At 60.1% G+C, this 20,251-nt stretch carries 22 protein-coding genes, 1 tRNA gene and 1 pseudogene; 7 read left to right on the top strand and 17 right to left on the bottom strand.

Annotated elements, in window-relative coordinates:
• Positions 1-92 precede the first annotated feature (92 nt).
• Both A462_RS06970 and A462_RS06975 read left to right on the top strand, forming a co-directional pair.
• Positions 93-1,385 carry an MFS transporter gene (locus tag A462_RS06970; RefSeq protein ID WP_003211917.1) on the top strand — a complete coding sequence of 431 codons (1,293 nt, stop codon included), beginning with the start codon at positions 93-95 and terminating at the stop codon, positions 1,383-1,385.
• Between the two features lie 12 nt (positions 1,386-1,397).
• Entirely contained in the window at positions 1,398-2,156 is a 759-nt protein-coding gene (locus A462_RS06975) for a substrate-binding domain-containing protein (RefSeq protein ID WP_008437882.1), read from the top strand.
• On the opposite strand, the gene A462_RS06980 is transcribed toward A462_RS06975, so the two are convergent.
• Both A462_RS06980 and A462_RS34965 read right to left on the bottom strand, forming a co-directional pair.
• Entirely contained in the window at positions 2,148-3,050 is a 903-nt protein-coding gene (locus A462_RS06980) for a LysR family transcriptional regulator (RefSeq protein WP_008437881.1), read from the bottom strand. The two genes, A462_RS06975 and A462_RS06980, sit on opposite strands and share 9 nt — an antisense overlap.
• The gene (locus A462_RS34965; protein WP_008437880.1) at positions 3,047-3,292 is read right to left on the bottom strand and encodes a hypothetical protein; all 246 of its coding nucleotides are present in this window, start codon (positions 3,290-3,292) and stop codon (positions 3,047-3,049) included. Before A462_RS34965 ends, A462_RS06980 begins: the two co-directional genes overlap by 4 nt.
• 151 nt (positions 3,293-3,443) lie before the next feature.
• Between A462_RS34965 and A462_RS06990 the strand changes: the two genes are divergently transcribed.
• Together A462_RS06990 and A462_RS06995 are read left to right on the top strand one after the other, a co-directional pair.
• Positions 3,444-4,289: a DUF6216 family protein gene (locus A462_RS06990; RefSeq protein ID WP_003211924.1), complete on the top strand. Its 846-nt coding sequence runs from the start codon at positions 3,444-3,446 to the stop codon at positions 4,287-4,289.
• Positions 4,290-4,481: 192 nt separating this feature from the next.
• A complete protein-coding gene (locus tag A462_RS06995) occupies positions 4,482-5,333 on the top strand; it encodes a hypothetical protein (protein WP_008437879.1) in 852 nt (283 codons plus the stop codon).
• Here A462_RS06995 and A462_RS35305 read toward each other — a convergent pair.
• The 5 genes and pseudogenes from A462_RS35305 to A462_RS07015 all read right to left on the bottom strand — a co-directional run bounded on the left by A462_RS35305 (position 5,302) and on the right by A462_RS07015 (position 10,863).
• Positions 5,302-6,111, bottom strand: coding sequence for a methyl-accepting chemotaxis protein (locus A462_RS35305; RefSeq protein ID WP_371316412.1), 810 nt, complete (start codon positions 6,109-6,111; stop codon positions 5,302-5,304). The genes A462_RS06995 and A462_RS35305 overlap by 32 nt on opposite strands.
• Before the next feature lie 48 nt (positions 6,112-6,159).
• Positions 6,160-6,927 (bottom strand): annotated as a pseudogene (locus A462_RS35300) (MCP four helix bundle domain-containing protein); the annotation flags it as partial.
• Between the two features lie 179 nt (positions 6,928-7,106).
• On the bottom strand, positions 7,107-8,132 hold the full coding sequence (locus A462_RS07005) for a histone deacetylase family protein (protein WP_008437877.1): 1,026 nt from the start codon (positions 8,130-8,132) through the stop codon (positions 7,107-7,109).
• A 168-nt stretch (positions 8,133-8,300) separates the two neighbouring features.
• Positions 8,301-9,530 (bottom strand): Zn-dependent hydrolase, encoded by a 1,230-nt coding sequence (locus A462_RS07010; RefSeq protein ID WP_008437876.1) that lies wholly within the window; start codon positions 9,528-9,530, stop codon positions 8,301-8,303.
• A 22-nt stretch (positions 9,531-9,552) separates the two neighbouring features.
• On the bottom strand, positions 9,553-10,863 hold the full coding sequence (locus tag A462_RS07015) for an MFS transporter (RefSeq protein WP_008437874.1): 1,311 nt from the start codon (positions 10,861-10,863) through the stop codon (positions 9,553-9,555).
• A 159-nt stretch (positions 10,864-11,022) separates the two neighbouring features.
• On the opposite strand from A462_RS07015, the gene A462_RS07020 reads away from it, so the two are divergent.
• The 3 genes from A462_RS07020 to A462_RS07030 all read left to right on the top strand — a co-directional run bounded on the left by A462_RS07020 (position 11,023) and on the right by A462_RS07030 (position 13,953).
• Positions 11,023-11,964 (top strand): LysR family transcriptional regulator, encoded by a 942-nt coding sequence (locus A462_RS07020; RefSeq protein ID WP_003211934.1) that lies wholly within the window; start codon positions 11,023-11,025, stop codon positions 11,962-11,964.
• A 112-nt stretch (positions 11,965-12,076) separates the two neighbouring features.
• Entirely contained in the window at positions 12,077-12,898 is an 822-nt protein-coding gene (locus tag A462_RS07025) for an SDR family NAD(P)-dependent oxidoreductase (RefSeq protein WP_008437872.1), read from the top strand.
• Positions 12,899-12,924: 26 nt separating this feature from the next.
• On the top strand, positions 12,925-13,953 hold the full coding sequence (locus tag A462_RS07030; RefSeq protein ID WP_008437870.1) for an AraC family transcriptional regulator: 1,029 nt from the start codon (positions 12,925-12,927) through the stop codon (positions 13,951-13,953).
• A gap of 2 nt (positions 13,954-13,955) precedes the next feature.
• Here the strand turns inward: A462_RS07030 and A462_RS07035 are convergent, their stop codons facing one another.
• The 10 genes from A462_RS07035 to bamC all read right to left on the bottom strand — a co-directional run bounded on the left by A462_RS07035 (position 13,956) and on the right by bamC (position 20,239).
• Positions 13,956-14,723, bottom strand: a complete 768-nt coding sequence (locus tag A462_RS07035; RefSeq protein WP_008437868.1) for an anti-sigma factor family protein — start codon at positions 14,721-14,723, stop codon at positions 13,956-13,958.
• Positions 14,720-15,217 carry an RNA polymerase sigma factor gene (locus tag A462_RS07040; protein WP_003211943.1) on the bottom strand — a complete coding sequence of 166 codons (498 nt, stop codon included), beginning with the start codon at positions 15,215-15,217 and terminating at the stop codon, positions 14,720-14,722. The genes A462_RS07035 and A462_RS07040 overlap by 4 nt, the downstream gene beginning before the upstream one ends.
• A gap of 59 nt (positions 15,218-15,276) precedes the next feature.
• A complete protein-coding gene (locus A462_RS07045; RefSeq protein WP_008437863.1) occupies positions 15,277-15,828 on the bottom strand; it encodes a tetratricopeptide repeat protein in 552 nt (183 codons plus the stop codon).
• A 43-nt stretch (positions 15,829-15,871) separates the two neighbouring features.
• Complete coding sequence (locus A462_RS07050) at positions 15,872-16,429, bottom strand: cytochrome b (RefSeq protein ID WP_008437861.1); 558 nt, start codon at positions 16,427-16,429, stop codon at positions 15,872-15,874.
• 75 nt (positions 16,430-16,504) lie between these two features.
• Entirely contained in the window at positions 16,505-16,939 is a 435-nt protein-coding gene (gene hepT, locus A462_RS07055) for a type VII toxin-antitoxin system HepT family RNase toxin (protein ID WP_008437859.1), read from the bottom strand.
• On the bottom strand, positions 16,929-17,324 hold the full coding sequence (gene mntA / locus A462_RS07060) for a type VII toxin-antitoxin system MntA family adenylyltransferase antitoxin (protein ID WP_008437856.1): 396 nt from the start codon (positions 17,322-17,324) through the stop codon (positions 16,929-16,931). The genes hepT and mntA overlap by 11 nt, the downstream gene beginning before the upstream one ends.
• 121 nt (positions 17,325-17,445) lie before the next feature.
• Positions 17,446-17,535: transfer RNA gene (locus tag A462_RS07065), tRNA-Ser, on the bottom strand.
• 83 nt (positions 17,536-17,618) lie between these two features.
• A complete protein-coding gene (gene purC, locus A462_RS07070; RefSeq protein ID WP_003211975.1) occupies positions 17,619-18,332 on the bottom strand; it encodes a phosphoribosylaminoimidazolesuccinocarboxamide synthase in 714 nt (237 codons plus the stop codon).
• 28 nt (positions 18,333-18,360) lie between these two features.
• A complete protein-coding gene (locus A462_RS07075) occupies positions 18,361-19,119 on the bottom strand; it encodes an MBL fold metallo-hydrolase (protein WP_008437853.1) in 759 nt (252 codons plus the stop codon).
• Positions 19,120-19,123: 4 nt separating this feature from the next.
• Positions 19,124-20,239, bottom strand: a complete 1,116-nt coding sequence (gene bamC / locus A462_RS07080; protein ID WP_008437851.1) for an outer membrane protein assembly factor BamC — start codon at positions 20,237-20,239, stop codon at positions 19,124-19,126.
• Positions 20,240-20,251: the final 12 nt, after the last annotated feature.

Raw genomic sequence — 20,251 nt, 5'->3', positions numbered from 1 at the left:
ATAACTCACTTATCATTTCCAAATGTGTCAGCCACTATCCGCGGTCTTAAGCGAAACAAGCACTTTAAAAAGAACGCTGGAGACACAAGAAAATGCAAAACCCTTCACGGCCTGACTCTGCCCGCTCCAAAGTCGGCGCAGTCTTTCGCGTCACCTCCGGCAACTTTCTCGAACAGTTCGACTTCTTTCTGTTCGGTTTCTATGCCACCTATATCGCCGCCGCCTTCTTCCCTGCCGCTAATGAATTTGCGTCATTAATGATGACCTTCGCCGTGTTCGGCGCGGGCTTTTTGATGCGTCCGCTGGGGGCTATCATCCTCGGCGCGTACATCGATGATGTGGGCCGTCGCAAAGGCTTGATCGTGACCCTGGCGATCATGGCCAGTGGCACCCTGCTGATCGTGCTGGTGCCCGGCTATCACACCATTGGTTTGTGGGCACCGCTGCTGGTGCTGATGGGTCGGCTGTTGCAAGGTTTCTCGGCCGGTGCCGAACTGGGCGGCGTGTCGGTGTACCTGGCCGAAATGGCCACCCCGGGCCGCAAGGGTTTCTATACCAGCTGGCAATCGGGTAGCCAGCAGATCTCCATCGTGGTCGCGGCCGCCCTGGGTTATGGCCTGAACCAGTGGATGGAACCAGCCGTGGTTGCCGATTGGGGCTGGCGAATTCCGTTCGCCATCGGCTGCGTGATCATCCCGTTCATCTTCGTCCTGCGCCGCAACCTGCAGGAAACCGAAGAGTTCGCCAACCGCAAGCATCGCCCGACCATGCGCGAAGTGCTGGCCACCCTGGTGAAGAACTGGACCATCGTGATCGGCGGCATGATGATGGTGGCGATGACCACCACGGCCTTCTACCTGATCACCGTGTACGCACCCACCTTCGGCAAAACCGTACTCAACCTGACCACCGCCGACGCCCTGCTGGTGACCCTGCTGGTGGCCGTGTCGAACTTCATCTGGCTGCCCATCGGTGGCACCCTCAGTGACCGTTTTGGCCGCAAGCCGGTGCTGATCGCCATGACTGCTTTGACCGTGCTGACCGCTTACCCGGCACTTTCCTACGTGGTCAATGCGCCAAGCTTCGCGCACATGCTGGAAACCCTGCTGTGGTTCTCCTTCCTCTACGGCATGTACAACGGTGCCATGATCCCGGCCCTGACCGAGATCATGCCGGTGGAAGTGCGTGTGGCCGGCTTCTCCCTGGCCTATAGCCTGGCGACCGCGATCTTCGGCGGTTTTACCCCGGCGATTTCCACCTGGTTTATCCACGAGACGGGCGACAAGGCATCGCCCGCCTACTGGCTGATGTTCGCCGCGCTGTGCGCCCTGTGCGCGACGTTCGCGCTGTATCGCCGCGCCAGCGCCCGTCTGCAAGTTGCCTGAGGAGCCGCACTGATGAACCCCATGCTGAAAACACTGGCGGCACTGGCGATCGGTTCCCTGGCGATGGTCGCCCACGCCGAAGAGCTGAAAGTCATGACCTCCGGCGGCTTCACCGCTGCCTACAAGGTGCTGGGTGCGCAATACGCCACCCAGAGCGGCGACACCCTCGACACCATCCTCGGCCCGTCGATGGGCAAGGCGCCGGAAGCGATTCCCAACCGCCTGGCCCGTGGCGAACACGCCGACGTGGTAATCATGGTCGGCTACGCATTGGATGAGCTGATCAAGCAAGGCAAGGTCGACAAGGCGTCCCGCGTTGAACTGGCGGACTCGCGCATCGGCCTGGTGGTCAAGGAAGGCGCGGCCAAGCCCTCGATTGCCACCGATGCCGAACTGAAGACGGTACTGACCAACGCCAAATCCGTCGCGTACTCGGACAGCGCCAGCGGCGTCTACGTCGAAAAGGAACTGTTCAAGAAGCTCGGCATGCCGTCCAAGGGCACCATGATCGAACGCATCCCGGTGGCCTCCCAGGTGGCCAAGGGTGACTACGAGGTGGGCTTGCAGCAGGTGTCCGAACTGCTGCCGATTCCGGGCGTGACCTACGTCGGAAAGATCCCTGAAGACGTGCAGTCCGTCACCCGTTTTGCCGCCGGCATTCCGGTAAATGCGCAGCACCCCGCGCAGGCGAAAAAGCTCCTGCAATTCCTCGCCTCGCCCCAGGCGCAACCGGTGGTGCAATCCACCGGCCTGGATTCGGTCTCACACTGACCGGAACGGCATCTCCCGCGTCAACCGCTCCAGTTCCAGTGCCGCCGGCGTCAACGTACGCCCGCGGCGCTTGATCAATCCCACGTTGCGCACCACCTCCGGCTCCACCAGCGGCACGCTCGTCAGAATCGGATGTTCGCCGCCCGGCATCGCAATCGACGGCACCATCGCCACCCCAAGCCCCGCCTCCACCAGCCCGATCATGGTCGTCACGTGATGGGTTTCGCAGATGCTTGGTTTCTTCACCCGCACGCCACGCAGGGCCTGGTCCAGCAGGAAGCGGTTGCCTGAGGTCTTGTCCACGGTGATGTAGTCGTGCTCGTACGCCTCGGCCCACGTCACACTGGCGCGGTCCGCCAGCGGATGCTCCCGGCGACAGGCCAGTACATAACGCTCCTGCAACAGCAGCTCGAACTCCACCCCGTCTGCCAGGCTGCCGCTGAAACTCACGCCGAAATCCGCCTCGCCACTTTCCACCGCCGCACACACCTCGCCCGCACTCGCGTCCAGGACCCGCAGGCGAATCTTCGGATAGAGCTTGTGGAATTCGGAGATCACGTGGGGCATGAAGTAGTACGCGGTGGACGGCACACAGGCGATGGTGACATTGCCCATGCGGGTCGAGGCGACGTTGCTGATGCCCATCAGGGCGATGTCCAGGTCATCGAGCATGCGCTCGACTTGCGGCAGGAACGCGCGGCCGACCATGGTCAGGCTGACCCGGCGCGTGGTGCGTTCGAAGAGTTTGACGTCGAGGGCGGATTCGAGCTTCTCGATACGCCGGCTGAGGGCCGGCTGGGAGATACGGATGGCTTCGGCCGCCGCACGGAAACTGCCCTTGTCTACGACGGCGCGGAAGGCCTGGAGGTCGTTGAGGTCGAAGTTGATGATCATCGAGTGGGCCGTTGGGTAGTCGCGGGAGAAAAACGCTCAGATGCAAAAAACCCAGCAACAGGCTGGGTTTTTCCGGTATCTGCCGTATACAAAAATCCTGCCTCTGCTAACAGCTCAGTGAGCTGGGCTTGATCATAGGTCTCGGGTATTAGGGCGTCAATTGTCGCAAAACTGGCATCAAGCTTCACACGCTCGCTGGCACCGTCAAAACCCTTGATCAGCAGGTCTACGTGAATCTGCACACCGTATAAGCGTTTCAGTTCAATGACCTCTTGATGCTGTCCGGCTTCCTACGTGCAAGTCAGCTTCTTCCTGTTTTTCCTGAAGCAAAGACACCTCTGCCCAGTTTGCCTAGAATCGCGCGTTCGACTCGTTATGACTAAGGATTAAGCCATGACCGCCCCAATCTCCAAAAGCACACCGCTGACTTGGTATGTTGAAAATTTCCCTGCATTCAGCGGCATCGTTACTCTACTCGCCGTTGTGTGGCTGCTTTGTTTCATCTACCGACGCTCCGGCTCTCTGTTGTTTCTGCGCGACTGGATTTGGCGTTTTTTTGGTGGGCAGCCGCACTTCGAAACCGAACGTTTCGAACGCATGCGCAAGGACCTCCGTGAGCTGGAGTACTACCGCTATGAGTTCAACATTCCTGCAAACACCTTGCAGGATGCAGACTCGGCTGAAGAGTGGATGTACAACAATGGATTCACCCCACGCGATTTCGGTCGAGTGAAGCGCTACATTGACTGGAGCGACTTCACTGCCTTGAGCTTCATCACCAGAAGGTTCGCGCAGTGGAGGACCAATTGCTGTTTCTTGTTGGCCATCGTGCTGCTGGCAGGCGTAGCGATCACTCCACCTTTGATTGAATCCGGGTATTTGATGGTGTCACTGAAAAACTCTCCGGAGTCGCCATCATTCTACCTCTCCGAAGAAAACGTGAAGTTCGGGATATGGTCCGACGCAAGGCTCACTGTTGAGCAATGTCGGTCATCAGGGTCTCTGCAAGCCTTCATCCTTCCCGGTCTGCCAGAAGAAAAGCTCGACGTCATCTGCTCATTTTTTATCGATAAAAACTACAGTAAATACGTGCGCGACGGTTTGAGCGAACAGCGCGGGCTCCTGCTGTGGTTCGCCTTGCTCTCGATGGGCGGGATGATCTGGCTGGTTATCCTTATCGCGCGAATGGAAGTCGCCCGTAAGCTATACCGCCAGTGGCTTGCCAGAGGGATCAGGTGATTCCCAGAGACGTTTCAGGTGGGGCACGATATGCAGCCCTCTTGCAGGTGACCACGACAATTAATTTATATTCAGATCTTTTCTATTCACGACTACCTACCGGCAGCGCACTCAATGGATAACACAATAAAAAGGACTTCCAACCCAGCGCCTCTCTATCGCGCGCTTCTTCTGGGTCTGTGGCTACTGGGGTTGCTCTGCCTTGCCACCCTGGGCTTCTTCGCCTGGCAAAGTTTCTATCCGGTCAGCGCTGCCAATAACTGGAGTGTGCAAGTGATCCACCGCAATGTGGAAAAGGCTGCGTCGCTGATGCCAATGCTTGACGGTTCGCTGATGGTCAGCCAGGAATTGAGCAACAGCCTTGGCAGTATCGTGCGCATCTTGCCCGACGGAAAACGCGAACAGGTGGTAGGAAATTTATCCAAACCGGATGGGATAGTCGCCACTCAAGGCGGTTGGGTATTCAGCCAGGAAGTGGACGGCGCGCCGGTCAGTTTCCTCAAGGACGGCGTCGTTACCGAGCTGTTCAAGGGCGACAGCGTGCAAGGGCTGTGGGACGACGGCGAGTTCCTTTACGCCATCGAAGACCGCAAGGTAGCTGCCCGCATACTGCGCTATCGCTGGAGCGACAAGACCTTGAGCGTCGTGCGTGACCAACTCAGCGAAGGCGAGTCGATCGTTCGCTGTACCGATGGGCGCATGCTCTACACGGAAAAGAAGAAGGGTGTGGTCCGCGAATTAACCGAGGACGGTAGCGATCCAGTGGTACTGAGCCAATTGAACAAACCCACCTTCCTGATGTGCGATGAACGCGGGTTATGGATCAACGAGGATTCCACCCACCGCGCGCGTTTGTTGTTGATCGACAAGCAAGGACGCCAGCAGACGATTCTGTCTTTCCTGAAGGCGCCACAGTCGATTGTGCGTACGACGAAGGGAACGTACCTGGTGGCCGAAGGGGGTCGTGACCGGATCCTGGAGCTGGTGCCATCCGTGGCACGACTAGACCCGGTTACAGCTGAAACCGCGCCACCGCCTCATTGAGCGACACGGCCAAGCGCGCCAGCTCTTGGCTCGACCCGTTGATCTGCCCTGCTCCCGAAGATGATTGCGCGGACAGGTCACGAATGTTGACGATGTTGCGATCCACTTCCTTGGCCACTTGCGCCTGCTCCTCGGCGGCGCTGGCGATGACCAGGTTGCGCTGGTGAATCTGGTCGATGGAGTCGGTGATCTGGCTCAAGGCTCCACCGGCGCCTTCGGCCAGGATCAAGGTTTCGCTGGCCCGCTGGGTGCTCGATTGCATTGAGGTCAGTGCCTCGCTGGAGCCACTGCGCATCGCGGTGACCATCTGGTCGATTTCCAGGGTCGATTGCTGGGTGCGATGGGCCAGCGCACGCACTTCGTCGGCCACCACGGCAAAGCCACGCCCGGACTCACCGGCACGCGCCGCCTCGATGGCGGCGTTCAGGGCCAACAGGTTGGTCTGCTCGGCGATGGAGCGAATCACATCGAGCACCTTGCCGATGTCCCGCGATTGATCGGCGAGGTTTTGCACCAGGCTCGAGGTTTCACCGATGTTGGTACTCAACGCCTGAATCGCACTGACGGTTTCGCCGACGCGCTGCTGGCCGTCACGGGCCGTTTCATTGGAGAGCCGGGTGGATTCGGAAGTGGAGACCGCATTACGTGCCACTTCATCGGCGGCCGAAGTCATCTCGTTGACCGCGGTGGCGGCTTGCTCGATTTCAGCGGTCTGCTTTTGCAGGCTGCGGCTGCTCTGGTCGGTGATGCCGTTGAGGTCGGTGGCCGATGCGGCCATCTGCCCGGCCGACTTGCGAATCAGCTGCAAGGTACTGCGCAGGCTGCCTTGCATGGTCTGCAACGCCACCAGCAGGCGGGTCACTTCGTCATCGCCGGTCACTTCAACGGTTTGCGTCAGGTCGCCTTGGGCGACGTTTTCTGCGGCGCGCACCGCGTGGCTCAGCGGACCAACGATGCTGCGCGTCAGCAACCAGGCCAAGGCCACGGTGCTCAACGCCGCCAGCAGCACGAAGCCGAAGACCATCGTGCGCGAGCGGCTGTACTGCAACTCGGCCGTCTGGCCCTGCAGGTTTATCTGGGCGTTGTAATAGTCGGCCAGGGCATTGAGCTGATTGCCGGAACCGTCGACCACGGTCTTCATGTCCACCAGCAGCAACTTGTTCAGCTCGGCGGTCTGCTGCTTGTCGGCAAGGATGAACGACTGTGTGAGGCCTTGCTGGTATTGCCGCAGGGAGACCTGGAACTGATCATAAAGATTGCGTACCTCGGGGGTATCAATCACCGCATTCAGGTCGGCCAGTTTCTTCGTCAGATCCTGGCTGCGGGTGTCCATCTGGCTACGGTATTGCGAGAGGCTCGCGGGATTGGGATCAAGGGCCATGCGCAGGGAAATAGTGCGGATGCGCAGCATGATTTCGCGGATATCCGAGACCAGGCGCATTTTCGGCACCAGGCCACTTTCAACCTGCACGGCGCTTTCGCGGATGCTTGCCATGTTCGAGAGCGCAAAGAACCCCAACAGCGCCACGAGCAAGGCAATCAAGGCAAAACCGAGACCCGCACGGCGGGCGATGGACAGGCTGCGGAGCGACATGGCGATTGTTCTCATTATGGGCATACGACATCGTATGACAGAGTTTCGGCCAGTCAGGGCGGGACTTTAGGGGTGTCGACCAGAAGTTAAGAGATATAAATTATCGACGTAAAAGGCCCACGGGTCGGACGCGCCTTGAATGTATTTCCAAGGCAGTCCGGGGCGCTTTATTCAGCGGGTTACATTGACCACGCCTGCGCACTTGCAAAAAAAGCCTGAGCATTACTGTCCAGCGTTTCCAGGTGATACCCGCCCTCCTGCACGATCACACACGGCAACCCCAATCCACGAATGCACTCCCCCAGCCGCGCAAATCCTTCCCGCGTCACCGCCACTTTGCTTTGCGGATCCAGCTCGTAGATATCGAACCCCAGCGACAACACCAGCACGTCCGCCGAGAAGTCCTTCACTGCCTTCAATGCCAGTTCCAGCTTTTGGAAAAACACCGCCTCACTCGCGCCATGCGCCATTGGCAGGTTGAGGTTGAAGCCTTCCCCCTTGGCTGCGCCGCGCTCCTCCGCAAAGCCTGCAACCCCCGGATAGAAGTTGGTCGGGTCGCCATGAATCGACACGTACAGCACGTCATCACGCTCGTAGAAAATCTCCTGGATGCCTTGCCCATGGTGCATGTCGGTGTCGAGCACGGCGATGCGCTCGAAGCCAGCGCGCAACGCCTGCGCCGCAACCGCCGCGTTGTTGATATAGCAGAACCCACCGGCTGCATCAAAACGCGCGTGGTGGCCTGGCGGGCGGCATAGCGCGTAGGCCGCGGGTGCGCCGTCGAGGATGTCCCGGGCGGCAGCGACGGCGCTTTGGGCGGACCAATAGGCCGAGCGCCAGGTGAGTTCGCCAATCGGGCAACTGCCGTCGGCGAGGTAGCGCGCCGCCTGGGCAAGGATGCCGCGCAGGGCGTTGGGCTCGCGCACGAAGATGTTGGACATGACTTCGTCGCCCCAGTCTTCGGGGATTTCTTTCCAGCGCTGGTGGGCTTCCTGGAGGAAGGCCAGGTAGGCCGCACCGTGCACAGCCAGCAGTGGATCAAGGCCCTGGTCGTGGGGTTGCTGGATGTCGAAGCCCAGGTTTTGTGCGGCCAGCAGCAGAGTGCGGGCGCGCTCCGGGACTTCCTGCGGGGTACGCATCTGGCCACGGGAGTAGTAACTGCGAGGATGGTGCAGGAGTTGTTCGGGGTGGAAATAAGTACGCATGGGATTTCTCCTGATGGGCACACATCTGCGGTTGAACACCGGACCTGTAGGAGCTGGCTTGCCTGCGATTGCGGTGGCTCAGATACAAGTTTGTTGCCTGAACCACCGCTATCGCAGGCAAGCCAGCTCCTACATTTTGATCGTGTTCAACCTTGCAGAAATGTTTCGTTAATTAGCCTGGCCGGCACGTTTCAACACGGCATTGAGCAATACATCGGTACCCTGGCGAACGTCCTCGGGCAGCACATCTTCGGCTTCGTTATGACTCAAGCCTCCCACGCACGGAATGAACACCATCGCCGTCGGGCAGAACCGCGCCAGGTGGATGGCGTCATGGCCAGCACCGCTGACAATCGATTGCTGGGCATAACCCAACGCATCCACGGCGGACTGCACACAGGCGACACACTCGGCATCAAACGGTGTCGCCGGGCTGATCCAGTGCGGGCTGACGGTGACGCTCAGACCACGTTGGGCAGCGATATCCTGCAAGCGGGTGCGCACCTGTTGCTCCATGGCTTCTATGTCGGCGTCGCGGTGATGGCGCAGGTCGACGGTAAAATTCAGCAGGCCGGGAATGGTGTTGCGCGACGACTTGGCGATGCTCAATTCACCCACGGTCGTGAGGCCCTCAGGCGCAAAATCAGCCGCCAGGTTTTCCAGCGACTGGATCATCTGCGCGGCGCCGTACAAGGCGTCCTTGCGCAGTGGCATCGGCGTGGTCCCGGCATGGGCGGCCATGCCTTCCACGCGCACGTCGAGCCAGCGAATCGCCTGCCCACCGGTGACCACGCCAATGCTCTTGGCGTTGTCTTCCAGAATAGGACCTTGCTCGATGTGCGCTTCAAAATACGCATCCACCGCGCCGCCCAATGGGCGCTGGCCGTTGTAGCCGGTGCTGCGCAACGCATCCGCCACGCTGACACCGGCGACATCCCGGGTGGCCAGCGCGTTATCCAACGCCAAGGTGCCAGTGAACACCGCCGAGCCGAGCATGGCCGGGGTAAACCGGGCGCCCTCCTCGTTGGTCCATACCGCGATTTCCAGTGGTTTGCGGGTCTTGATGCCGTGGTCGTCGAGGCTGCGGATCACTTCCAGTCCGGCCAGCACACCATAGACGCCATCAAAGCGCCCGCCTTCCGGCTGGGTGTCGAGGTGGCTGCCCATCATCACCGGCGCAGCTTCAGGGTCGGTGCCAGCCCGGCGGGCGAACAGGTTGCCGATGGCATCGACGCTCAGGGTCAGCCCGGCCTCTTCACACCAGCGGCTGAACAGTGCGCGGCCCGCCTGGTCTTCGGCGCTCAACGCCAGGCGGCAACTGCCACCGCGGGCCGTGGCGCCGATTTCGGCCATGGCCATCAGGCTGGCCCACAGGCGCTCGCCATTAATCTTCAACATACACATTCTCCAATCAAACGCTTCAAGCCATTTCAAGACGGTGGGCGGTGGCGTGACGCCGGGACAACGCAAGTACGCACACCAGCGAAACCCCCGCGATCGCGCTGTAGAACACTGCCATCGGCCACCACTGGCCCTGGTATTCATGGGCCAGCCAGGTGCCGATCAACGGCGTGAGGCCACCGGCCAGTGCGCCGCACACTTGGTAGGCCAGGGAGATGGCGGTGTAGCGCACGCGGGTTTCGAACAAGCCGCTGACGAAGCCGGCAATCACCGCATAAAACGAGGCCATGCACACCACGGCCAGGGCGATGCCGAGGATGATCAATGGCGCCTGGCCGCTGCTGACAAGCACGAACATCGGATAAGGCGAGGCCATCGCAAGCACGCTCATCGCACACAGAAAGCGTGTGGCACCGACCTTCTCCGCCACCCAGGCCGCCAGCGGCTGGACACAGAACTGGATGATGGCCACGACAAACAGGCATTCCAGAATCAACGAGCGCGGCAGGTTAAGTTGCTGGGTGGTGTAGGCAATCATGAAGGTGTTGGTGAAATACACCCCGGCAATCCCCAGGGTGTTGGCACCGATGCACAGCAGCAGCGGGCGCCAGGCCGTTTTCAGCACTTCGATGACCGGGGCCTGATCCTCGGTGATGGCCCGGGCCTTTTCTGCCTTGGCTTTGTCTTCCAGGAACTCAGGCGATTCGTTGACGCCCAGGCGGATCGCCAGGCCGACGATCAACAACAAGGCACTGGCCAGGAACGGCACGCGCCAGCCCCAACTGAGCAGGTCGGCTTCCGGCAAACGGGTTACCGCACTGAAGGCCAGCAACGACAGGATCAAACCCGCCGGGCTGCCCAACTGTGCAAAGGAGGCAAAGAAATTGCGACGGCCTTTGGGTGCATGTTCGCCGGCCATCAGCACCGCCCCGCCCCACTCGCCGCCAACGGCGATGCCCTGCACGATGCGCAGCAGCACCAGCAACACCGGCGCCGCGACGCCGATCTGCGCATAGGTCGGCAACAGGCCGATACATACGGTGACCACGCCCATCATCACCAGCGTGATCACCAGGGATTTCTTGCGACCGATACGGTCACCGATATGCCCAAACACAATGCCGCCCAATGGCCGGGCGAAAAAGCCCACGGCAAAGGTGCCGAACGCGGCCATGGTGCTGAACAGTTTGTCGTCGGAAGGGAAGAACAATTGACCGAACACCAGCGCGGCGGCGGTGGCGTAGATGTAAAAGTCGTACCACTCGATCATGGTGCCGATGAAAGCGGCGGCCGCGGCACGGCGCGGCTGCGGCGAAGCGGAAGGCTTCATGGGGCTGGCTCCTTTGGTTATTTTTTTGGCAGGAGAAAGGTCTGGCGCACGCGCTCTGATGGCGCTGGTTGAGGGTGATTTTTCGTCTCGGCCCTATGATTAGTCAATTTTCTATTTATTATTCCGATTATAAATCCTGCTTATTATCGAGCTGTCGACATGCCTGAAAATCGCCGCGATGTTCATCCGCTGCTCAATGACCGCCTGGACTGGAACCTGTTGCGCACCTTCCGGGTGATCGGCCAGGAGTTGAGCATCAGTCGCGCCGCCGCCCGCCTGCACCTCACCCAGCCGGCCATCAGCCAGGCGCTCAAGCGCCTGGAAGAACAGCTCGACTGCCAGTTGATCGCCCGGCGCGGCCCGCGCTTCGTGCTGACCGAAGCCGGCGAGCAGATTTTCGCGATCGCCGGCGAGATGTATGGCCAGGTCTCGCAGATGAGCAACGCCCTGCAAAAGCCTGGCGACGAGGTGCTTGGCAAAGTGCGGTTGCTGATGATCAGCCGGATCAGTTCGGACACCTTTGATGACTTCCTGGCGGACTTCCATCGCCAGCATCCCCGGGTCGACCTGGACGTTGAGGTGATGCGCAGCTCTGACATCGTCGCCGCCCTGCTGGAGAAAACCGCGACGCTGGGCCTGAGCCTCAATCGCCGGCCGCAACCACGGCTGGAGCAGCACCTGTTCCTGCGTCAGCGTTATGCATTTTTTTGCGGGCGGCATCACCCGTTGTTCGGACGCACCGGGCTGGCGGAGGGAGATTTGCAGTCGGAGAACTTCGTGAGTTTTACCAGCGACCAGATCGGCGGGATGCTCTCGCCGTTGACGATCTTTCGCGACCAGCAGGGCTTCAGCGGGCGCATCGTGGCGTCGTCCTCCAGCCTGGAGGAAGTTCGGCGGTTGGTGATTGCCGGGTTTGGCCTGGGCTGCCTGCCGATTCATGTGGTGGCCGAGGATGTGAAGCATGGGTTGCTCTGGCGCTTGCCGCCAGACGAAGGGATTACCGACGTGGATATCCACCTGCTGTGGAACCGTGAGCAGAAGATGAGCCGGGCGGAGACGGTGTTTATCGAAAGCCTGTCGGCACGGTTGGCCGCAGAATAAAGGGCGTGATATGCAAGTCACTTGGCGGCCTCTTGCTAGTGTATGAGAGAGGCCCGTCGACCATCATTCGTTCACAAGTTACTCCCGCAGTCTCAAACGAAGAGGTGTTCGAATGTCCAGGATATGGTTTATCACCGGCAGTTCCCGCGGCCTCGGCCGCTCGATTACCGTAGCCGCCCTGCGCGCCGGTGATCGTGTGGTTGCCACCGCGCGCAATCCCAAGCAGTTGGATGACTTGGTGGCCGAATACGGCGAGGCGATTTATCCGGTCACGCTGGACGTGACCAATAACCAGCAGGTGCTGGAAGCGGTGGATGCCGCGGTGAAACATTTTGGTCGCCTGGATGTGGTGGTCAATAACGCCGGCTACGGTGACCTGGCGTCGGTGGAAGATGTGACGCTGGAGGATTTTTCCGCGCAGATCAGCACCAACTTCTATGGTGTGGTGCACGTGAGCAAGGCGGTGGTGCCGGTGCTGCGCGCCCAGGGCCGTGGGCATATCTTCCAGGTATCGTCGTTGGGTGGCCGCATCGGCATGGCCGGCCTGGCCGCGTATCAGAGTGCGAAATGGGCAGTCGGTGGATTTTCCACAGTACTGGCACAGGAAGTCACACCACTGGGCATCCAGGTGACCGTGCTGGAGCCGGGCGGCATGCGCACGGACTGGTCGGGCAGTTCCATGACGATTCCGGCCATCAGTGAGCCCTACCAACAAACGGTCGGCGCCCTGGTTGAATTGCTCAACTCCCCCGGCATCCTGCCGACGGGTCCGGACCGGGTTGCCGAAATCGTGCTGGAGCTGGCACTGAACAAAGACGCCCCGCTACGCTTGCTGATCGGCAGCGATGCCGTGCAATACGCCGCCCGTGCAGCCGCAGATTTGGCCGAGTCGGATAAGAAGTGGCATGACCTCAGCGTGTCAGCCTCGGATTAATCTCACGCTTTTGAAAAAGGTGCCGCATGCCTGACGTGACCCAACCCCGTTTCAACATACCGGATGTGTTCTGGCTGGCGCTGCAGAGCGTCGGGCTGGAGCCGTCGGTGGTGTTGCGTCAGGCACGCTTGCCCATGACCCTGCATATCCGCGAGCGGCGAGACCGGCGGCAGGTGACGACGCTGGAGTTCTTTCGCTTGTGGGAGGCGGTGCGCATACTTAATCCTGATCCGGCTGTCGGGATATTACTGGTGACGCGGCTGGATATCACTGCGCTTCCACCCTCCAGCTTTGCCGCTTTTATCGCCCGGGATTATCGCGATGGCCTGCACCGCCTCGCCCGCTTCAAGCAATTGTGCACACCCGAGCGCCTGCTGGTTTGCGAGGATGGCCGTGCCTGTACGGTGACCATCGACTGGTTGCACACGCCAGAATTACCGCCTGCGCTGCTGGTGGATGCGGCGTTTGCGACGTTTGTTGAATTGGGGCGACGGGGAGCACGGACGCAGATCACTCCCCTGCAGGTCGAACTGGTTCGCCCGGACGATGGCAGCCGTGCACTGGCCGAGTTTTTCGGTTGCTCCGTGCGTTTTGGTGCCGGGCGCAACGCGCTGATACTGGACGCCGCCGATCTGGACCGACCTTTTCCGGGGTACAACCCGCAAATGCTCGAAATGCTGAACCCGGGCCTGGTGGCAGCGCTTGCGGAGGCCTCGACACCGGCCAGCATCAGCCATCAGGTCAAGATCACCCTCAAGCGCGTCCTGGCCAGTGGCCGCCCCGAGATGGTCGAGGTAGCGCGGGAGCTGGGCATGAGCGAACGCACGTTGCAACGGCGCATTACCGAGGCCGGCACCAGTTTTCGGCAACTGATGCTGGAAACCCGCCAGGAAGTGGTGCGGCATCTGCTCACCGAGCCGTCGATTGAGATAGACGAGATCGCGTGCCTGGTGGGCTATGAAGATACCAACTCGTTTTATCGTGCGTTTCGTTCCTGGGAGGGGACGACGCCGGCTCGGTGGCGGGCGTTGCAGACGCCCTCATCGTCTCATTGACGCTATGCCGACAAAGCCTTCTCGGCACTGCGCGCCATGATCTGCAAATCCTCGAACGGGTTTCTGCCAATCAACATGAACGCATGGGACGGGCTGGACCAAAACACCACGTTCATGCCCCGGCGCTGTTCGGTGGCCATGGCCACCGCACCTTTTTTCGCCGCCGTAATGCACAGCGCCAGCGGGCCGTGGCGCGCGTCGAGGTAGGTCAGTTGGCCGATCAGTACGCCGTCATAATCGAGGATTTGTGCGCGGCGAAATTCGGCGCCAGGCAGGTGTACTGCATCCGGGTTCAACGGCAGGCCGAGCTGGGTCCCGACCGAACTCAGCTGGGCGATATGGGAGTCGGGATCGGCGCTGAGGTTTTCCAGGGTCTGGGGCGTATACAGCGCCATGTATTCGGCAACCGAGGCACGCCAGCCCGAACCGGGCTCAGGCCGGGGCCAGGTCATGAACAAGCGATCAGCGACCACACCGGCCACCGCAAAGCTTGCTGCTACCGCGAGAAATTTGCGTCGACTCAGGGTGGGTGTTTGTGCCGGCGGCAAGGCATCGAGCATCACCTGCAAACGCTCTGTAGGGGCTTGATCGAGAACCGAATCGAAGGCTGATTTGAACGGCAAGTGGCCGCGCTTGAGCAGCTCCAAGCGGGCGGTCACGGCAGGATCGATCCCCAGCAGGTTATCGATAACCTGACGCTGCTGAGGGTCTAACTCACCGTCCAGGTAAGCCACCAGCAGTTCATCCGACGGTGGTGTATTTTGAGTCATCGTCGTTCTCCGCTCGATTTATCCAACAAGCCGCTTGAGTGCGCAGTTTCAGCCAGCTTCATGCGCGCAGCGGCCAACCGGCTCATCACCGTTCCTACGGGAATATGCAGGACTTCGGCAATTTCCTTGTATGAGAGGCCTTCGACGTAGGCCAGAAAAACAGTCTCCCGCTGCGCTTCGGGCAATGCATTGACGCGCTTGATCACCTGTGCGGCCAGGACCTGGTCCTGAGCCAGGGCTTCACCGTCGAACGACAACGCCTGCTCGGCGTCGACAAACCCCTGCCCTTGCCGTACTCGCTGGGCGCGCAATTCGTTAAGCCAGATCGAATGCATGATCGTCAGCAACCAGCGGTCCAGCCGCGTGCCAGCCACGAACTGGCCTGCACGCTCCAACGCCCGCACGCAGGTGGCTTGCACCAGGTCATCAGCCACATGCTTTTGTCGCGACAGCACCAGCCCGTATCGCCATAAACGTGGCAACAGCTGGCTCAACTCTCGGCGCAACTCAGCGTCTGTGGTGATGGCGCTCTCCCCGCTGTTCGCTCACAGCTTCAAGCCTGAGGCGCGGCGGCGATGGCTTCAGCCAGGTCTTCGTACTCTTCGCAGGTGGTGCTGCACAACGCCTTGATCTTCACCAGTTGCTCCTGGGCCAGGTCCACACGGCCCTTGATGACGTAGGCCTCCCCCAGGTACTCACGGACTTGTGCGTAGTTGGGGTCCAGTGCCACGGACTTCAGGTAGTAGCTGATGCCTTCATCGGTGCGCCCCAGTTTGCGGGTGGCGTAGCCGCGGTAGTTCAGGGCCTTGGCGGTGTTCGGGTTGTGCAGGGTGTCGAGCAGTGACAGGGCTTCTTCGTAACGCCCGTCCTTGGCCAGGCGGTAGGCGTAGTCGGTGCGGTCGGCGTCCGACGTGGCCTTGCTGGTTTGCAGCACGCACTTGCCGGTCTTGGTATCCCAGACCTGGCCTTTGGGGCAGTTGGGCTTGGGCGGCGCCGATTCGTCACCGGAGGCATGGGCCTGGCCGGCCAATAGCGCGGCGGCCATACAGGCGCCGAAGAACAAAGCGGTGCGGTAACCAACGGCGTGCTCGGGACGATTATTCATGGCATTCATGCTCCGTAACGATAGGGAAAGTACAGCAGCAAACTCAGTAGGGAAGATCGCCACGAGGGGCCGGCAGCATGCGGCGCAACGTGCTGTCGCGCTGGATGTAGTGATGCCACAGCGCGGCGCAGGCATGCAGCCCGGCGAGTACGATGATCGCCCAGGCGACATTGTTGTGCAGGCCACCCAGGGTGCCTCGCAATTCGTGATCGACCACAAAAGGCGCTGGCACCGGGAACAGTCCGAAAAAGTTGAAGGGCTCGCCCTGGGCCCAGCGGAACAGGAAGCCCAGGGTCACCTGCGTCAGTAACAACAGGTATAGACAGCCGTGGGCGATTTTGGCGGCCACGTTAAGCGCAGGGTGATTGTCGGCCTTTGGGTGATTGCCGCCGAACACACGCCAGAGGATACGTGCAGCGATCAGCACCGCCATGGCGATGCCCAGGGAGATATGGACCGATTGCAGGCCCTTGCGCAGTGGCGTGCCTTTTTCCAGGTTTTCCCAGACGTGGGCGCTGGCGAACATGAAGATCACCAGGGCGGCGGTCAGCCAGTGGAAGGTGCGGGTCAGGCGGTCGTAGCGGTCGGCGGGATTGTTCATGGGCGTTTCCTGAGTGGTCTGTGTGGTGAACACCGCAGCAGGAAAACTTATTCAGAGGGATGGAAAATTTACAGATTAGACTTGTTTATTTTCCAACCCCGCATCCTTGGTCAAAATATGCGAACTAAATGCTAGAAACTCATCCAGGTGTTTTGTAATGATCGCTACAGTAATCGGCAATTGAAGCGTCTGGTACTCGTGAACAGCAATGTTACGGAACCCGACCATGTTCTTCAGGTTGGTCAGCAACGCAGGATTGACCCAACCGCCCTGACATAACAACTCAAACACGTCACGAGCTCCTTGTGGAACACCCAGGCGCTCACGACGAATCAAGTGTTGGCCCATGTCCAGCGCTGCCTCACAGGCACGCTGAATATTAAAAATCGCCGCATCCTGGCGCGTGAAATCTGTGGCGAAGCTGGTGGGATCTTTATCGTATTCCTGACGGGCGCGAGCAACGCACCGCTCAATGCTGGCTGCTTTATTGATGAGAACATCATCGACCATAAACTTTCCCTTCCTTCTGGATATCCGCCAACAACTCAGCCCTTGCCGTGTCCAGCGCGGTTTTTTCGCTCAGGACGTAGCTCTCGAATAGACCCGCCTGGACGTTCCCGGACCAGAGCCGACGCCCAGTGGTCAATACTTGGTATTGCATTACCGTTGAGGCTGCGCGCAAATCAAGCAAGTCGACGGGAACTCCAACGATATCGGCCAACTCCCCGGAAAGCTGCCATAGCAATAAAGGCTCGACCACTCCCGCAGAAAGGACCGCAACATCCAGATCACTCTCACTACCTGCCTCATCCGTCACTTGGCTACCGAACACATACACAGCCAATAGCTCGGGAACTTCAGCCTGCAAATGCGCCAGTACTTTTTTAAAATTCATGACCGATGTCCGAAGCGCCAATTAACGAAGACCGTAGCAGAATTCATTATGCAGTTTCTGACTGAAAGCAAAAAACCCCCGACAACATTGAAGTTATCGGGGGTTTTTCATTTTTCAATAATGGCGGAGAGATAGGGATTCGAACCCTAGGTACCGGTGAAGGTACAACGGATTTCGAATCCGTCCCATTCGGCCACTCTGGCATCTCTCCAACGGCGCGCATCATAACAGCCTGTTTCCTGGAAGCAAAGCGCAAAAGCGATTTTTTTCCGTGCTATCAGATGCTTGCGTCGATTACAGCGGTACGCCGAGACGGTTGGCGACTTCTTCGTAGGCTTCGATAACGTCACCGAGGCCCTGGCGGAAGCGGTCTTTATCCATCTTCTTGCGGGTGTCTTTGTCCCACAGGCGGCAGCCGTCCGGGCTGAATTCGTCGCCCAGGACGATGGAGCCGTCGTGGAACACGCCGAATTCGAGTTTGAAGTCCACCAGCAGCAGGCCGGCGTCGTCGAACAGTTTGCTCAGGACGTCGTTGACCTTCAGCGACAGCTCCTTCATGCGAGCCAGTTGCTCAGCGGTGCCCCAACCAAATGCCACCACATGGGATTCGTTGATGAACGGGTCACCCTTGGCGTCGTCTTTCAGGAACAGTTCGAAGGTGTAGGGATTGAGCTTGAGGCCCTCCTCCACGCCCAAACGCTTCACCAGGCTGCCGGCCGCATAGTTACGCACGACGCACTCGACCGGGATCATGTCGAGTTTTTTCACCAGGCATTCGTTGTCGCCCAGCAGTTTGTCGAATTGGGTCGGAATGCCGGCCGCTTCGAGTTTCTGCATGATGAAGGCGTTGAACTTGTTGTTCACCATGCCTTTGCGGTCGAGCTGTTCGATGCGCTTGCCGTCGAACGCCGAGGTGTCGTTACGAAACAGCAGGATCAAGCGGTTGGCGTCGTCGGTCTTGTAAACCGATTTGGCTTTGCCGCGGTAGAGTTCTTCACGTTTTTCCATGATGGGCTCCGCTTGCTAAGTAGGTGGGCTAGGCGATGTGTCGCCAGTCGAGCCCTGAATCTTGATCGGCCAGTTGCAGCCAGTCCGGGTCGCACCCAAGGGTGTCGACAAAACATTGCCGGGCCAGCTGCGGCAGGTTGTTCTTGCTGCTCAGGTGGGCCAGGACCAAGTGTTGCAGGTCTTGCCAGCCCAACTCATACACCAGGTACGCCGCCTGGTGGTTGTTCAAATGTCCAAACTGCCCGCCGACCCGCTGCTTGAGAAAGGCCGGGTAGTGGCCACGCGCAAGCAGGTCACGGCAGTGGTTGGACTCGATCATCAATGCGTCGAGGTCCCGGTAACCGTCCAGCACCTTGGCGCAGTACGAACCCAGGTCAGTGAGCAGGCCAAAACGCCGTTCACCGTCACTGAATACGTATTGCGTCGGTTCCTGGGCATCGTGGGCCACTTCAATCACATCGATGCTCAAGGCACCGATCTGCAATTGTTCGCCACCGGCCAGCAAACCTGCGGGCTCAATCGGTTTGCGCATCCCGCGCAAGGTGCCGCGACTCAGGTACACCGGAAGATTGTAGCGCCGAGACAGCAAACCCACGCCATGCACGTGGTCGGCATGTTCGTGGGTCACCAGAATCGCGCTCAGCTGCGTGGGGTGAACCCCCAGGCGCAGCAGGCGCCGCTCGGTTTCCCGCAGGGAGAAACCACAATCCACCAGGACGTACGTGTCGTCGTGGGCTACAAGCGTGCCGTTCCCTTGGCTACCGCTGCCGAGAACGGCAAAACGCATCGGATCAGCCCAGGTTGTCCTGAATCACGCCCAACACTTTGCGCGCCACTTCTGCCGGCGCCACGGTGTTGATGTTTTTCTCGACGGTGACTTGCACGCTTTCGCCTACCTTGCTCAAACGAACCTGGTAACGCTCGGCGCGGGTCTCGATCTCTTCCTTGGTCGGCTTGCTGCCGAACAACTTGCTGAAGAAACCTGGCTCGTCGTCTTTCTTCTCGGCTTTTTCGGCCAGGTTGATGTAGTACAGGCCCAGGCTGCGGTTGATGTCTTCAACGCGCCATTCGCCGTGCTCCAGCGCGCGGCCGACACTCGACCAGGCGCGGTCCAGGTCTTCACCCAGGTTGAGCACCACGTTGCCGCTGCCGTCTTCGCTGAGGCTGACGCGGCTAGGTGTGTCAAAGCTACCGGCGGCGAGCAGGGAGACGGAGCCGCCCTTCTCGGAAATACGGCTCATGCTGGCGAGCATTTCGTCGACCAGGGCAGCGTCCACGCCGGTGTTGACCGAGCGTGGGGTGAAGTCGACGTTGGCGGTGCTGCCGGCAGGACGCTCGGCGCTGACTACGTAGACTTCACTGGTGTTGCGTTGCACGCCTGGCTCGATACGCACGCGGATGCGGGCTTCGCTGTCATTGGCTACACCACCGGCCTGCAGGCGCTTGGCCATGGATGCCGACAGTTCGCTGGTGTGCTGCCACGCGGTGGTGAATTCACCGGTCTGCGGGCGTTGTTCGTCAAGGCGGAAACCGTTGTCCTGGAAGAACTGGACCGCCACCGGCCAGACTTCGGCAGGTGGGCGCTGGGCCATGACCCAACGGGTGTCGCCGCTCTTCTGCAGGCTGTAGTCGCTGGCGTCGGCCACGGCCGACAACGGCTGTGGACGCGGCACTTCGTATTCACCCTTGACGGTGTCGTCGGCCACGTTGCGCGGAATCGGCAGCAACGGGTCAAGGCGCTTGGCGACATTGACGTCCGACGGCAATTTCATCGGGGCGGTTTGTTGGGCTTCCAGGTAATCGCTACCGCGGTCGCGGAAGTAGCCTTCCGGGCCCCAGATCCAACCGCAGCCACTGGTGCTGGAGATAATCAAGGCAAGTGCGGAAAGTCCGGCCAATCGCTTCATGCGTAGTGCTTC

This window comes from Pseudomonas sp. Ag1 (assembly GCF_000278565.1).
Classification (GTDB): domain Bacteria; phylum Pseudomonadota; class Gammaproteobacteria; order Pseudomonadales; family Pseudomonadaceae; genus Aquipseudomonas.
This window is presented reverse-complemented; position numbering and strand designations above follow the sequence as displayed.

Coding starts and splice junctions, on each gene's coding strand:
- A462_RS06970 (WP_003211917.1), top strand. CDS start 93: ATGCAAAACCCTTCACGGCCTGACTCTGCCCGCTCCAAAGTCGGCGCA.
- A462_RS06975 (WP_008437882.1), top strand. CDS start 1,398: ATGAACCCCATGCTGAAAACACTGGCGGCACTGGCGATCGGTTCCCTG.
- A462_RS06980 (WP_008437881.1), bottom strand. CDS start 3,050: ATGATCATCAACTTCGACCTCAACGACCTCCAGGCCTTCCGCGCCGTC.
- A462_RS06990 (WP_003211924.1), top strand. CDS start 3,444: ATGACCGCCCCAATCTCCAAAAGCACACCGCTGACTTGGTATGTTGAA.
- A462_RS35305 (WP_371316412.1), bottom strand. CDS start 6,111: ATGGCCGCATCGGCCACCGACCTCAACGGCATCACCGACCAGAGCAGC.
- A462_RS07005 (WP_008437877.1), bottom strand. CDS start 8,132: ATGCGTACTTATTTCCACCCCGAACAACTCCTGCACCATCCTCGCAGT.
- A462_RS07010 (WP_008437876.1), bottom strand. CDS start 9,530: ATGTTGAAGATTAATGGCGAGCGCCTGTGGGCCAGCCTGATGGCCATG.
- A462_RS07015 (WP_008437874.1), bottom strand. CDS start 10,863: ATGAAGCCTTCCGCTTCGCCGCAGCCGCGCCGTGCCGCGGCCGCCGCT.
- A462_RS07020 (WP_003211934.1), top strand. CDS start 11,023: ATGCCTGAAAATCGCCGCGATGTTCATCCGCTGCTCAATGACCGCCTG.
- A462_RS07025 (WP_008437872.1), top strand. CDS start 12,077: ATGTCCAGGATATGGTTTATCACCGGCAGTTCCCGCGGCCTCGGCCGC.
- A462_RS07030 (WP_008437870.1), top strand. CDS start 12,925: ATGCCTGACGTGACCCAACCCCGTTTCAACATACCGGATGTGTTCTGG.
- A462_RS07035 (WP_008437868.1), bottom strand. CDS start 14,723: ATGACTCAAAATACACCACCGTCGGATGAACTGCTGGTGGCTTACCTG.
- A462_RS07045 (WP_008437863.1), bottom strand. CDS start 15,828: ATGAATAATCGTCCCGAGCACGCCGTTGGTTACCGCACCGCTTTGTTC.
- A462_RS07050 (WP_008437861.1), bottom strand. CDS start 16,429: ATGAACAATCCCGCCGACCGCTACGACCGCCTGACCCGCACCTTCCAC.
- hepT (WP_008437859.1), bottom strand. CDS start 16,939: ATGGTCGATGATGTTCTCATCAATAAAGCAGCCAGCATTGAGCGGTGC.
- mntA (WP_008437856.1), bottom strand. CDS start 17,324: ATGAATTTTAAAAAAGTACTGGCGCATTTGCAGGCTGAAGTTCCCGAG.
- purC (WP_003211975.1), bottom strand. CDS start 18,332: ATGGAAAAACGTGAAGAACTCTACCGCGGCAAAGCCAAATCGGTTTAC.
- A462_RS07075 (WP_008437853.1), bottom strand. CDS start 19,119: ATGCGTTTTGCCGTTCTCGGCAGCGGTAGCCAAGGGAACGGCACGCTT.
- bamC (WP_008437851.1), bottom strand. CDS start 20,239: ATGAAGCGATTGGCCGGACTTTCCGCACTTGCCTTGATTATCTCCAGC.